Origin of the sequence: Paraconexibacter antarcticus (assembly GCF_024220175.1) — a bacterium.
Lineage (GTDB): Bacteria > Actinomycetota > Thermoleophilia > Solirubrobacterales > Solirubrobacteraceae > Paraconexibacter > Paraconexibacter antarcticus.
The window spans coordinates 2,613,358-2,626,933 of the sequence record NZ_CP098502.1 but is presented as its reverse complement, the minus strand read 5'-3'; the positions used below and the strand labels follow the sequence as shown (position 1 = coordinate 2,626,933).

General features: G+C 68.4%; 7 protein-coding genes and 2 pseudogenes. 4 read left to right on the top strand and 5 right to left on the bottom strand.

Annotated elements, in window-relative coordinates; all coding sequences use genetic code 11:
• Positions 1-39 precede the first annotated feature (39 nt).
• Together NBH00_RS13000 and NBH00_RS12995 are read right to left on the bottom strand one after the other, a co-directional pair.
• Entirely contained in the window at positions 40-1,323 is a 1,284-nt protein-coding gene (locus NBH00_RS13000) for an IS1380 family transposase (RefSeq protein WP_254569020.1), read from the bottom strand.
• Between the two features lie 339 nt (positions 1,324-1,662).
• Positions 1,663-2,565, bottom strand: coding sequence for a glycoside hydrolase family 16 protein (locus tag NBH00_RS12995; RefSeq protein ID WP_254569019.1), 903 nt, complete (start codon positions 2,563-2,565; stop codon positions 1,663-1,665).
• 267 nt (positions 2,566-2,832) lie between these two features.
• On the opposite strand from NBH00_RS12995, the gene NBH00_RS12990 reads away from it, so the two are divergent.
• Positions 2,833-4,125 carry an IS1380 family transposase gene (locus NBH00_RS12990; protein ID WP_254569018.1) on the top strand — a complete coding sequence of 431 codons (1,293 nt, stop codon included), beginning with the start codon at positions 2,833-2,835 and terminating at the stop codon, positions 4,123-4,125.
• Here NBH00_RS12990 and NBH00_RS12985 read toward each other — a convergent pair.
• Entirely contained in the window at positions 4,106-4,975 is an 870-nt protein-coding gene (locus tag NBH00_RS12985; protein WP_254569017.1) for an IS982 family transposase, read from the bottom strand. The genes NBH00_RS12990 and NBH00_RS12985 overlap by 20 nt on opposite strands.
• Positions 4,976-5,131: 156 nt before the next feature.
• Here NBH00_RS12985 and NBH00_RS12980 point away from each other — a divergent pair, with 156 nt between their 5' ends.
• Positions 5,132-6,217, top strand: a complete 1,086-nt coding sequence (locus NBH00_RS12980) for an IS630 family transposase (protein WP_254569016.1) — start codon at positions 5,132-5,134, stop codon at positions 6,215-6,217.
• Between the two features lie 382 nt (positions 6,218-6,599).
• Here NBH00_RS12980 and NBH00_RS12975 read toward each other — a convergent pair.
• Positions 6,600-7,735 (bottom strand): annotated as a pseudogene (locus tag NBH00_RS12975) (IS3 family transposase); the annotation flags it as partial.
• A gap of 97 nt (positions 7,736-7,832) precedes the next feature.
• On the opposite strand from NBH00_RS12975, the pseudogene NBH00_RS25695 reads away from it, so the two are divergent.
• Positions 7,833-8,237, top strand: a pseudogene (locus NBH00_RS25695) (transposase); the annotation flags it as partial.
• A gap of 36 nt (positions 8,238-8,273) precedes the next feature.
• Here the strand turns inward: NBH00_RS25695 and NBH00_RS12965 are convergent.
• Positions 8,274-9,233 carry a hypothetical protein gene (locus NBH00_RS12965; protein WP_254569015.1) on the bottom strand — a complete coding sequence of 320 codons (960 nt, stop codon included), beginning with the start codon at positions 9,231-9,233 and terminating at the stop codon, positions 8,274-8,276.
• Positions 9,234-9,431: 198 nt separating this feature from the next.
• On the opposite strand from NBH00_RS12965, the gene NBH00_RS12960 reads away from it, so the two are divergent.
• Positions 9,432-13,574 carry a choice-of-anchor D domain-containing protein gene (locus tag NBH00_RS12960; RefSeq protein ID WP_254569014.1) on the top strand — a complete coding sequence of 1,381 codons (4,143 nt, stop codon included), beginning with the start codon at positions 9,432-9,434 and terminating at the stop codon, positions 13,572-13,574.
• Positions 13,575-13,576: the final 2 nt, after the last annotated feature.

The following is a 13,576-nucleotide window of genomic DNA, read 5'->3' as shown; positions in this document are numbered from 1 at the left end:
GCCAGCGGTCCTGCGGCTGAACGTCGGGAGCCCCTGGTGTCAGGCGGGTGGCGGCAGCGCCCGGATCAGGTCTAGGGCGGTGAGGAAGTCCTGTCGCCAGGGCCAGCGGGCGGGCATCCGCAGCAGCGTGCGGCGGCCGCTGCGGGCGAGTCGTCCGGGGACCTGAAGCAGCCGCCGGCGGAGGGTCCGCGCGGTGCGGGTGGTGGCGTCCGGGAGGGCGATCTTCTGGGTCCAGCGCAGCAGGTTGTGCGCGAGCGCGGCGATCACGGTCCAGGCGGCGTTGGCGTGGTACTTGCCCGAGGGGAAGTGCGCGAGCGCCTGATCTTTGAGGTCGCGGATCGCGAGCTCAACGACGGCGTGCTGGCGATGCTCAGCCTCGACAATCTGGAGGTCGTCGGTGCGGTTGGTCGCGAACGGGTAGTGCTCCCAACTCGGGAGCAGCTCGCCTTGCTGGGAGAGCGTCCTGACTCGGCGGATGATCATGCGGAAGTCGCCGATCGTGGTCTCGGCGATCTGCGCGACAGAGGTCTTGGGGTAGTCCTCCAAGGTCACCCAGGCGTCCTCGTCGATCGCGTCGACGAGCGCGCGAACGTGAGGCTGCATGCGGATCCCGATCGAGAACTGCCAGCCGGCCCGGTCAAGCCGCACGAACGTCTTCTTCGCCCAGAACCCCGAGTCGGTGCGCAGCAGCTTCGGGCCTGTGGCGCCGGCGCGATCAACGCGGGCGATGAGCTCCTCGCAGAAGCGGAGCATGCCGCGGGAGGTGTTCGCCGAGCCCTTCCGCAGCCGGATGTGGAGGACCTCACCGGTGTCCGCGCGGGTCGCGAGCAGTGGGTGGTAGCCGAGCTTTCGGGTGTAGCCGTAGCCCGCGCCCTGCTTCTTGTAGCCGTGGACCTCGCCGACAAACGAATCAACGTCGATCACCAGCCGCTCGTCGCCCGGGCCGGCGCCCGCGGCCCACGCGCGTTCAAGCGCGAGGCCAAGCACGCGGTCTAGCTGCCTGACGTGCCCGAACGTGAACGCCCGCAGGAACGTGCCGAGCGTTGACGGCGCCGCAACGCGATGCCCGAGTACCGCGCCGGTCTGTCCTGAGCGCAGCAGATCGCAGTCGTCGATGCAGTCCGCACCGAGGACCATCGCCGAGCACATCGTCATGACCTTGCGGCCCGGATTCGCCGCGCCAGGACGGTCGCCGAGATCCACGCACTCTTCGATGAGTTGCTCAAGCCCGAGGCGCTGCGCGAGGAGCGCGGGGAGCATCACCCCAGCGTTCGCGACCGCCCGCTCATCATCGAACACCACGACCGCCGACTCGTTCACCATGAGGGTGACCTCCTGAGCAGAGCCGCGGTCGCCGCGAACGACCGCTTTCAAGCCCTGCTTGGGAGGTCACTCCACTTCAGACCCCGGATGGATCGGTGGATCGAGGCTAAAGGGTGCAAATCTGTGCTCGCTGTTGGGGTCTTCGGGGTGGGGCGTCCGGAACGGCCCGGGCGGTTCGCGTGTCGGTCGCGGAGTGCGGGCGCTGGCCAGCGTCCGATGCCGGCACGTCCCCGAGGTCGGCCAGGTCGGGCGGTGCGCCCTGCCGCGGAGTCGCAGCGCGGTTCCGCAGCAGGAACTCGGTCCGCGGTTGCGTCGTACCGGCGGCGGGCGCCGAGGCTGCTACTTCCAGACGCGCACGTAGTCGACCTGCGTCGTCGCCGGGAGCGGCGTGGTCGCGGGGTCGAAGGCGTTGTTGCCGATGCCGAGCGCCTGGGTGAGGGCGATGATGAACGGCTGGTCGAAGGGCTGCGGGCTGATGAGCGGCGCGGCCGGGTTCCAGGTGTCGACGAGGCACGTGGTGCCGTCGTAGACGATCTTCAGCGTGCTCGTGGTCCACTCGACCGCGTAGGAGTGGAAGGCGGCGACGTCCGAGATGAAGCACGAGGTGTTGGTGACGTTCGGGTCGAACGCGCCGGCGTTGTAGTGGATGTAGGGGATCGCGCGGTCGGCGTACTGGCTGTAGACCTCGGCGATGTCGATCTCGCCGGAGCCCGGCCACGCGCCGTACTTGTACGGGTTCACCGGCCACAGCCAGAAGGACTCCTGCAGACCGGCCACCGTGGCGGCCGGCAGCTTCGCGCGGACCTCGAAGCGGCCGTAGGCCTGCCCGAAGCGGCCGTACGTCGAGACCATCCCGCTCGTGTACTGCGTGGTGAAGTCACCGGCGGGGTCGGTGCAGGTTAACGGCGCCGCCTCCTTGCGGGCGGTGAGGTTCAGCGTGCCGTTCGCCACCGAGATGTTGTTCGGGCTGTTCACGAAGCACGCGGTCAGGCCGCTCGTGTAGCCGCTGTTGGCCGTCTCCTGGGCGATCCACTTGGACCCGTCCAGGCTCGTCCCGCCGAACTCGTCGTCGAAGGTGCACGTCCACGCGCTGCCGCTGCTCTTGTAGATCGTCGTCCCGCAGGTCGGGGCGGACGGCTTGGTGGGCTTGCCGGCGGCCTGGGCGCTCGAGGGAGCGCCGGCCGTGGCCACGCCGGCGGCGAGCAGGAGGCACAGCGCGGAGCGGCGGAGCGAGAAGTTCACGGGTGGTCCATTCGGTTTGGTGCTGCGGGGATGTCCCGACGCGCACCGGAGGTGACGATCTGCTTGTTGGGGCTTCGGCACCGCCGGTCCCATCCTTGAGCGTGCGGCCGAGCGGGCGCCGGCACCGAGCGCGGTCCGGCGCCGCGCGCGCATCCCCTAAGCCTCGATCCACCGATCCATCCGGGGTCTGAAGTGGAGTGACCTCCCAAGCAGGGCTTGAAAGCGGTCGTTCGCGGCGACCGCGGCTCTGCTCAGGAGGTCACCCTCATGGTGAACGAGTCGGCGGTCGTGGTGTTCGATGATGAGCGGGCGGTCGCGAACGCTGGGGTGATGCTCCCCGCGCTCCTCGCGCAGCGCCTCGGGCTTGAGCAACTCATCGAAGAGTGCGTGGATCTCGGCGACCGTCCTGGCGCGGCGAATCCGGGCCGCAAGGTCATGACGATGTGCTCGGCGATGGTCCTCGGTGCGGACTGCATCGACGACTGCGATCTGCTGCGCTCAGGACAGACCGGCGCGGTACTCGGGCATCGCGTTGCGGCGCCGTCAACGCTCGGCACGTTCCTGCGGGCGTTCACGTTCGGGCACGTCAGGCAGCTAGACCGCGTGCTTGGCCTCGCGCTTGAACGCGCGTGGGCCGCGGGCGCCGGCCCGGGCGACGAGCGGCTGGTGATCGACGTTGATTCGTTTGTCGGCGAGGTCCACGGCTACAAGAAGCAGGGCGCGGGCTACGGCTACACCCGAAAGCTCGGCTACCACCCACTGCTCGCGACCCGCGCGGACACCGGTGAGGTCCTCCACATCCGGCTGCGGAAGGGCTCGGCGAACACCTCCCGCGGCATGCTCCGCTTCTGCGAGGAGCTCATCGCCCGCGTTGATCGCGCCGGCGCCACAGGCCCGAAGCTGCTGCGCACCGACTCGGGGTTCTGGGCGAAGAAGACGTTCGTGCGGCTTGACCGGGCCGGCTGGCAGTTCTCGATCGGGATCCGCATGCAGCCTCACGTTCGCGCGCTCGTCGACGCGATCGACGAGGACGCCTGGGTGACCTTGGAGGACTACCCCAAGACCTCTGTCGCGCAGATCGCCGAGACCACGATCGGCGACTTCCGCATGATCATCCGCCGAGTCAGGACGCTCTCCCAGCAAGGCGAGCTGCTCCCGAGTTGGGAGCACTACCCGTTCGCGACCAACCGCACCGACGACCTCCAGATTGTCGAGGCTGAGCATCGCCAGCACGCCGTCGTTGAGCTCGCGATCCGCGACCTCAAAGATCAGGCGCTCGCGCACTTCCCCTCGGGCAAGTACCACGCCAACGCCGCCTGGACCGTGATCGCCGCGCTCGCGCACAACCTGCTGCGCTGGACCCAGAAGATCGCCCTCCCGGACGCCACCACCCGCACCGCGCGGACCCTCCGCCGGCGGCTGCTTCAGGTCCCCGGACGACTCGCCCGCAGCGGCCGCCGCACGCTGCTGCGGATGCCCGCCCGCTGGCCCTGGCGACAGGACTTCCTCACCGCCCTAGATGGTTCGTTCCACGGATCGGTCAGGCGTAGTAGGCAGTGAGGTTGCGTGGTGGGCGGCCGAGGCGTTCGTTGAGAGCGATCGCGGCGGTGAGAGCGAGGAACTTGGCGGCCAGGCGGGTGCGGAGCGTGTGGAGCTCGCGGGCGCGGTGGTCCTCGAGGTTGAGCATGTCTTTGCATGTCCAGAAGATCGATTCCACGCATTGCCGGATCGGGGCCAGGTGCGGCTCTTTGCCGGCCTCGTCCTTGCGTCGGGGGCGGACGATCGTGGCGCCGAGCGCGGAGGCTTGGGCGTGGAAGTCGCGGCCGGAGTAGCCCTTGTCGCCGATGACGGTGACCGGGCCGTTGCGGTGGCAGCGGGCGAGCATGTCCAGCGCGACGTCTCGTTCGCCCGTTTTCGGGGAGGTCAGGGCAAGGGCGCGTGGAGTGCCGTCGGTCGCGAACAGGCCGTGCAGGCGGAAGCCCCAGAAGAAGCGGGAATGGCTGGCGCAGTAGCCGTACTCCGCGGCGTTGCCCAGGGCGCTGCGGCGCGTCGTTTCGACCGAGCGACCGCATTCGACCGGTGTGCTGTCGACCACGAGCAGGTCGTCGTCAAAGCCGTTGGTGTGGCGGGCGAACTCGAGGATCAGCGCTTCGATTTTGTCCGACAGGCGCTGGCGGCGTTTGACGAAACCCGGGCGCTTGGGCAGTCGCGGGAACAGGTGCCCCAAGCGATGCGGTGCCATCGCCCAGAACTGCTCGTCAGAGCTGATCCGCAGTACCTGCTGAGCCACGCTCAACGTGACGACCTCCGCGTCGGTCAAGATCCGTTTGGCGTTCTTGCCCTTCGCAGGCAGGAGATCGTCGCAGGTGCAGTAAACAGCGATCAGCAGCAGGTCGAGGTCGGCGTCCATCGAGGCCCCCAGGGTCGGCGTTGGCGAGATAGCACCGCCGACTTCGACCTGCCTGCTTATGTCACCTGCCTACCCGACTCCTCCGCCCCCGCCGTGGAACGAACCATCTAGTGTCCTGATTGATTAGTTCTGTTGCAGCGGGGGCATGGATACTTCATGCCTATCGCTGCCGCCCGTGAGATCGTGTTGACCGACCAGGAGCGCGCCGTTCTGGAGGGCTTCGCGCGGCGCCGCAAGAGCGCCCGGGGGTTGGCGCAGCGCTCACAGATCGTGTTGGAGGCGGCGGCCGGGCGGACGAACACGGAGATCGCGCAGCGGTTGCGTGTGAGCCGGCCGACGGTCACGCGGTGGCGCAACAGGTTTGTCGAGCGGCGCGTGGACGGGCTGCTGGATGAGCCGCGTCCGGGGCGCCCGCGGACGATCACCGATGAGGATGTGGAGGCGGTGGTGGTCAAGACTTTGGAGTCCACGCCCAAGGACGCCACGCACTGGTCGACGCGGTCGATGGCCAAGGAGGCCGGCCTGACGCAGAACGCGGTCCTGCGGATCTGGCACGCGTACGGGTTGCAGCCGCACCGCCAGGAGAAGTGGAAGCTGTCCAAGGATCCGTTGTTCGTCGACAAGGTCCACGACGTCGTCGGCCTCTACCTCAACCCGCCCGAAAGAGCTGTCGTGCTGTGCGTTGATGAGAAGTCCCAGATCCAGGCACTGGACCGCACCGCCCCGATCCTGCCGATGCGCCCCGGGACCCCTGAGCGCGTGACCCACGACTACAAGCGCTTCGGGACCTCAAGCCTCTACGCCGCGCTGGACGTGAGAAGCGGGCAGGTCATCAGCGCACTGCACCAGCGCCACCGCGCCGTCGAGTTCAAGAAGTTCCTTCAGCGCATCGACAAGGCCGTCCCGGCCGACCTGGACGTGCACCTGGTCCTCGACAACAGCAGCACGCACAAGACCCCGGCAATCCAGCGCTGGCTCAAAGCGCACCCCCGGTTCGTGCTGCACTTCACCCCGACCAGCAGCAGCTGGATCAACCTCGTCGAGCGCTGGTTTGCCGAGCTGACCCGCAAGCTGCTGCAGCGCTCAGCTCATCGCTCAGTTCGCAAGCTGAACATGGACATCACCAACTGGGTCGCGACCTGGAACGAGGACCCCAAACCGTTCACCTGGACCAAGAGCAGCGACGAGATCCTCGAATCCATCGCCATCCGCTGCAACGAAACTAACCGATCAGAACACTAGACCTGATCCGGGCGCTGCCGCCACCCGCCTGACACCAGGGGCTCCCGACGTTCAGCCGCAGGACCGCTGGCCTCGGCCTGCCCGCGACCACCCAAACTCACGCCACCGCGACGGCCTCAACTGGCCCCACCCGCACTGCGAATCCCTCAGCGCGCTCGATCACCCGCGCCGCCACCCCGAGCTGACCCACTCGGCCGCTGACGCGGCCCACATCAAGGCGAACGGTGGATCGAGGCTTAGAAGCTGTTTCGGAATGAAGTGGAAGTCCCCCGGTCTGGTGGACAGGTCGGGGTTAGGCCGCGTGAGCGGCCGTTGTTGTAGTCAACAGGGTCTGGTCGGGGGAGGGGGAGAAAGCCGTTCCCGTATCGCGTAGAGGGGTGTTCTCGTAGTCCACGGGGCTGAGCATCCCGAGGCGGGAGTGGCGTCGGCGGCGGTTGTAGAACGTCTCGATGTAGCCGAACACCGCTGTTCGCGCCTCGGTCTTGGTCGGCCACGAGCGGCGGTGGATGAGGTCCTTCTTCAGGCTCGCGTGGAAGCTCTCCATCGCGGCGTTGTCGTAGCAGTCGCCCTTGGATCCCATCGAGATGTCGATGTCCACGCTGCGGCAGCGCTGGGTGAAGATCAGAGACGTGTATTGCCCGCCCTGGTCGCTGTGATGTATCGGCCGCCCGTCGGGCCGGCGCCTGGCGACGGCCATCTCCAGCGCGTCGATGACGAGCTCGGCGCGCATGTGATCGGCCATCGCCCAGCCGACGATCCGGCGGCTGTAGCAGTCCATCACCGACGCCAGGTAGAGCCACCCTTCCCACGTGCGGATGTAGGTGATGTCGGCGACCCACAGCTGGTTGATCCGGGTCGGGTTGAAGTCGCGCTCCACCAGATCGGGTGCGGTCCGCACGCCCTGCACGCGGATCGTGGTGCGTCCGCGCCGTCGTTTGTGCAGGCCCGAGAGGCCGGCGTTGCGCATCAGCCGCTCCACGCGTTTGCGGCCGACCAGAACGTCGTGCTGCAGCCGCAGCTCGGCATGGATCCGCGGGGAGCCATAGGTCTTCAGCGCGTCCGTGTGGATGACCGAGATCTGGTCGGTGAGCGCCGCGTCAGCGACGGCCCGGGCCGACGGCGGCCGAACGATCCAGGCGTGATAGCCCGAGCGCGAGACCGCGAGCACACGGCACATCAGGCTGATCGAGTGGCAGGCCTTGTTCGCCAGAACGAACCGGAAGGCGATCACCGGTTCTTGTTCTCTGCCACGAAGAAGGCCGCTGCTTTTTTTAGGATCTCACGCTCCTCCGCGAGGATCCGGTTCTCCTTGCGCAGGCGCCGCAGCTCCTCGCGCTCGCTGGTGCTCAGGCCCTCCGAGCGACCTTCGTCAGCGTCAAGCTGCTCGCGCCAGCTGCGCAGCGACCCTTCCGAGACTCCGAGCTCCTTCGCCAGCTGCGGGACGGTGCGGCCGCTGGACCGCAGGAGCCGAACGGCCTCCAGGCGGAATTCCAACGAGTACGGCGGGACCTTGGGCATATGCAGACATCCTCTCGGGCTGAGCAACCTCAGCCATCAGATGTCCACGAAACCGGGGGAACTCCATTGAACGCGCCACGTCGCTGTCGCCGTAGCTGGGCTGACCCCATCACTCAGCCAATCCGGTGAGTCCTCGCGCCAGGGCGGCATCACGAAGACCGGCTCGACGCTCGCCCGCCGGCTGCTCGTCGAGGCCGCCTGGCACTACAGCCGAGAACCACGGCTCGGCGCGACGCTCGCAAACCGCCAACAGGGACAGCCCGACCCGTCCTGCAGATCGCAAACCGCGCTCAGCAGCGGCTCTACCGCGTCAGCTGCCGGATGCGGTCCCGCGGCAAGCCGCACAACGTCAGAGTCGTCGCCGGTGCCCGCGAACTCTCGTCTTCCTCCGGGCCGCTGCGACCGCCGATTAACCCCGCCCACGGACCCACAGTCGGTGGGCCGGGGCGCCGGGCCACAGGCGGCCGGCACGCGCGAATCTACTATGAGCAACACCCGATAGACGGGCGTCCGGAACCTGTCGGCGGGCGGGCCTCGGTTACCGGCGCCGGCAGTTGAGTCCGGCGAAGGCGACCGCCGGGTGCAGGGTGAGGTGGCTGGTGCGGTCGCGGAAGTAACCGATGCCGGTGATGTCGGCCTGGCCGCGCAGGTGGACGGTGCCCCGTCGCCTTCTGAGGCCGCAGCCCTGCAGAACGGCGCGACGGGCACGGGCGGCGGCGACGCGCAGGGCGTTGGGAGCCCGCGCGAGGCAGCCGGGGGCGGGGAACGCCGCCGTTGCCGTGGCCTGGTCACCGGGGTCAGACAGGGTGAGGGTCCACGTGCCGTCGGTGCTCAGGCGGGCTTGTGTGATGCGTCCGAGAACGTGGTAGCGGCGGCGCTCGGCTGCGGTTCGTGCGGCGCCGAGGCCGGCCGGGGCGCGGAGTTCGTGTAGATGCGAGACGGTTGTTGACGAGACCGTCCTGGAAACCTGTCTGGCGCCGGCGTCACCGAGGTCGCTTATCGTCGCCCGTCCCCCAGCCAGGCCGCAGACCCCGCCGCCGGTGGATCCTACGGGCGTCGAACCGGTGGTGTGCGTCGTGGTCGTGTGGGGCGTGGTGGCGGTCGTCGTACTCGTCGTTCCGGTTCCGGTTGGTGTCATCCCCTGATCGGTGACGGTGTGGCAGTAGTAGTGGACGCCGCCGTAGTCGATCGGCGTCTGATCTTCGGGGAGTCGCTGCGCGGGGTCTGATGTGCAGGAGAGGCCGCTCCAGACATACGAGTGGTCGTCGGACGGGCAGGAATGATCGCTGTGGCACGAGTTGGAGTGGCCGGTAGCGATCCCAACGAGCGCGCCGCCAACGGTCGCGGCAGCAACGACAGCCATCACCGCGAAAAACTGAACCTTGCGACGCACGGCGAACTCCCCCTGGACGTAAACACGGCCACGCTGACCATACGCCTCGCCACGGGCAAGCGACAACGCGGATCCGTCACATTCCGTGCCAGCACGCAGGGTCACCTACAACCGTCGGAATGCGTCAAATTACTCGTTGACAACCTTGTGCTAGGAAGAGGAGTGTTGCGGTTGTCGTCGACGCAGAAGGGGATGTCGGACGGCGGCCAGGGATGACGGACGGCGTCTGCGCGGATTGCGGAGGCGATGGTTCTGTGCGCCGCGATCGGGAGTGCTTTTTCCAATCCGTTGGGGGACTGCCACATGAGGTTTCCGAAGCTGCTGGCCGCACTTGGCCTGCTCGCCGCACTGATCGTCGGCGGGGTGTCGGTGGTTGGCGGCTCCGATGGACCGGGTCGTGCGCGCTCGGAGTCCCGCACTGGGCCCGGCCGGGAGCCGAGGGCGCAGGAGCACGAGAAGCAGGAGCAGCGCGAGATCGCGAAGAAGCTCCATGCCGACAAGAGCGGCAAGCTTCGCGCGGACCTCTATCGGGCGGCCAGTCGGCAGTGGGCGCGGCAGCGTGTCGATGCGAGCGTGACGATTCCCAGCGGCTCGACCTCGACCGCCCCCGGGGTCTCGCCGAGCATCGCCTCCGGCGGCGGCGTGGTCGGCGTGCAGTGGAGCCAGATCGGCCCCGCCCCGCTCGTCGTCGACAAGGAGCAGAACTACCAGGGCGCTGGCCCCGACGCCGGGCAGGCGGTCGCGATCGCCATCGACCCGCGCAACGCGACCGACAAGACGGTCTACGCCGGCTTCAACGACGGTGGCGTGTGGAAGACGACCGACGGCGGCGACAACTGGGCGCCGCTCACCGACCAGATGCCGAGCCTGTCCACCGGCGCGATCGCGCTTGACCCGGCCGACCCGTCGACCGTCTACGTGGGCACTGGCAACATCTACAACAACGGCTACTTCAAGGGCGTCGGCGTCTACCGCTCGTCCGACGGCGGGGACACCTGGGCTCTCACGGGAGACAGCGCGAAGCTCAACGGCATCGGCATCAACCAGATCGTGATGCCCGCCGCGAACACGCTGCTCGTCGCCACCAACGGCGGCCTGTGGCGCTCGACGAACCAGGGGGACACGTTCACGCAGGTGCCCGTCGGCGGCACGACGGGCGCGTTCATCACCGACATCGATCTCGACACCCAGAACCCGAGCACCGTGTACGCGGCGGTGTCTGGCCAGGGGATCTTCGTCTCGACCGACGGCGGCGTGACCTTCTCCGCCGCAAGCAACCTGTGGGGCAACGGGACCGGCGGCCCGACGGGCAGCTACGCCTTCGTGTCCTTCGCGCAGAGCACGACCGACAGCGGCCACACGATGTACGCCGACACCCAGGCCGTCGGCGGCACGTCGAACTTCGGCGGCATGTGGAAGTCCACCGACAGCGGCGTGAACTGGACGAGCATCACCGGGCAGGCCGATGCCGGCGGTCAGCTCGACGGGTGCCAGTGCGGCTACGACCAGACCATCGGTGTTGATCCCGTGGACGCCGGCAGCGTCTACATCGGCTTCCAGCAGCTGTGGCACTCCGGCGACGGCGGCGCGACGAACTTCACGAACATCAGCGACACCAAGACCCACTGGGACCACCACGCGCTCGTTTTCAGTCCGCCTGCCCACCGGACTGCCGGCGACCCGTCCACGCGCGTCTGGCTCGGGACCGATGGCGGGGTGCACTACACCGACGACATCGGCGGCTCTTACAAGCAGCGCAACGGGAAGATCGCGACGAACCTCTTCCGTGCGATGGACATCGGCCGCGGCTCGGCGGCGAACAACGCCTACAGCTACGGCGGCGCGCAGGACACCGGCACGATGGCCCGCCGGCCCGGCGACGCCGGGACGGACTGGCACGAGGCCGTCGACGCCGACGGCGGGCCCGTCGCGGTCGACTGGCAGCAGCCGAAGAATGCTTTCGGCATCTCCAACGGGCAGTTCATCCGCACGAGCGACGGCGGCGACAACTGGACCCGCCCCGGCTCCTCCGACCTGAGCTGCACGCCCACCACCGGCGCGGCGGCGGTCGACCCGAACGACGGCCAGAAGGTCTTCGTCCCGGTCAACAACGGCACGCTGAAGACCGATGCGTCCGGGAACCCGGTGCCCTGCCCGCAGGCCCAGGGCAACGGCGTCTTCCGCAGCACCGACGGCGGCGCGAACTTCCCGGGCGGGAATTTCGTCGGCACCTCCGCGGCGCCGGCCTTCCTCGCCACGACCCCGACCGACTCGAACGTCATGTGGGCGGCCTTGGCGAACGGGAAGGTCGCGGTGAGCACGGACATCGAGGGGGCGACGCCGACCTTCACCGACCACACGGTGCCCGGGGCTCCCGGCGCCCCGATCTCGATCGCGATCGACCCGTCGAACACGAACACGGCGGTCGTCGTCTTCCCGGGCTACTCCGGCAGCGCCGCGGGCGCCCTCTCGAGGCACGTGTTCCGCACGACGGACGGCGGCAGCACGTGGACGGACATCGGCGGGACCGCCGGCGTCGCGAACCAAATGGTGCCGGACACCCCGCTCTACTCGGTCGTCATCGACCCGCAGGTCACGCCGCACGCGATCATCGTGTCGACCGACTTCGGCGTTATGCGGACCAGTGACGGCGGCGGCACGTGGCAGATCCTCGGCGTCGGCATGCCGAACGTGAACGTCACGTCGCTGCAGCTCGACTCGTCCGTCACCCCGTCGCTGCTGCGTGCGGGCACCTACGGGCGCAGCGCGTTCGAGCTCACGACCGCGGCCGGCCCGCAGCTGCAGGTCAACTGCGACCTCGGGTTCGGCTTCACCGACGTGGGCGCGACGACGACGAAGCAGTGCACGCTCTTCAACGTCGGGTCGGCCGACCTGCACGTGAACTCGTTCACGCGGTCGGCCGGCAGCGCCGAGTTCTCGATCCTCTCGGGGCCGGCCACGCCCGTGACGATCGCCCCCGGCTCGCACATCGACTACACGCTGCAGTTCGCCCCGACCTCCGCGGGCGACAAGACGGCGACGTTCTCGATCAACAGCGACGACCCGTCCACCCCGGTGCTCCAGCTGCCGGCGAGCGGCACCGGCGTGGTCGGGCAGATCGCCCTGAGCGGCTCGCTGAACTTCGGCGTCGTCGCCCGTGGCCAGACCAAGGACAAGGACGTCATCGTCCAGAACGTCGGCAAGGGAACGCTGAAGCTCTCGAGCGTCACGATCACCGGTGACGCCATGTTCAGCATCGTCACTGGGCCGTCCACGCCGGTGTCGATCGCCCCCGGCTCCCAAGTGACGTACACGGTGCGGTTCTCCCCGCCCGCGAACGCCGGGCCGGGAACACACACCGCGACGTTCAGCATCGCGAGCAACGACCCGTCGTCCCCGACGACGCTCAGCGCGACCGGGGACGTCGGGGTGCCGACGTTCTCGCTCAGCACGACGCACCTTGCGTTCGGCGGGGTGCCGGTCGACAACCGCACGACGCCGTCGTCGAAGACGCTGACGACGACGATCTCCAACCAGTCCTCGTGCTCGGGCTGCGATCTGAACGTCACGGGCCTGGCGATCACCGGGGCGAACCCCGGCGACTTCACGCTCGTGTCGCCGCCAACCACGCCGTACACCGTCAGTGCCGGCAACGCCCTCGACCTGCAGGTGCGCTTCAACCCGCCGATCGCCGGCGGCCGGTCGGCGACGCTGACGATCACGACCGACGACCCCACCCACCCGTCGCTTACCGTCGACCTCGACGGCACCGGCCTCATCCCGGCGATTGACGCGGCGACCGCGCCGCTGATCTTCGGGCCCACCGTGTTCACGCCCGCGTGCGGCACGCTCTGCGGCAACACTCTGACGGAGAAGTTCACAAACAGCGGCGCCGCCGAGCTGATCGTCGACAAGGTGACGTTCCCGAGCTCGCCGGACTTCACCGGGCCAAACGCGACGACGCCGCCGACGCGGGTTCAGGTCGGCGCCTCGTTCGACGAGCCGGTGACGTTCACGCCGACGAGCGCCGGGAAGAAGACCGGCACGCTGCACACAGAGGACAGTTTCCTCGACCCGGGCGACACCCAGCCGCCGGTGACGAAAGACGTCACGCTCTGCGGTGAAGCGGTGGGCCGCGGCATCCGGGTGCTCGTGGTGAACAAGGCCGGCACGCCGGTCCCGAAGGTGGACATGCTCAAGCTGCAGGCCAACGGCGTCTCCTCACCGCCGAACATCAACCTGAAAAACCTGCCGCTGACGAACGTCACAACCAGCTGCCTGGCCTCGCAGGAGCACTATGAGAACCAGAACCTCTCAACGACCGACCAGACCGCGCCGAAGTCCTCCTACTACACGCTCAACGTCACCGTCGGGACCAAGAAGACAACAGTGACCTTCGGGCTGAAAGTCAACGAGTTCAAGATCATCGTCCTGACGGTCGGCTGACC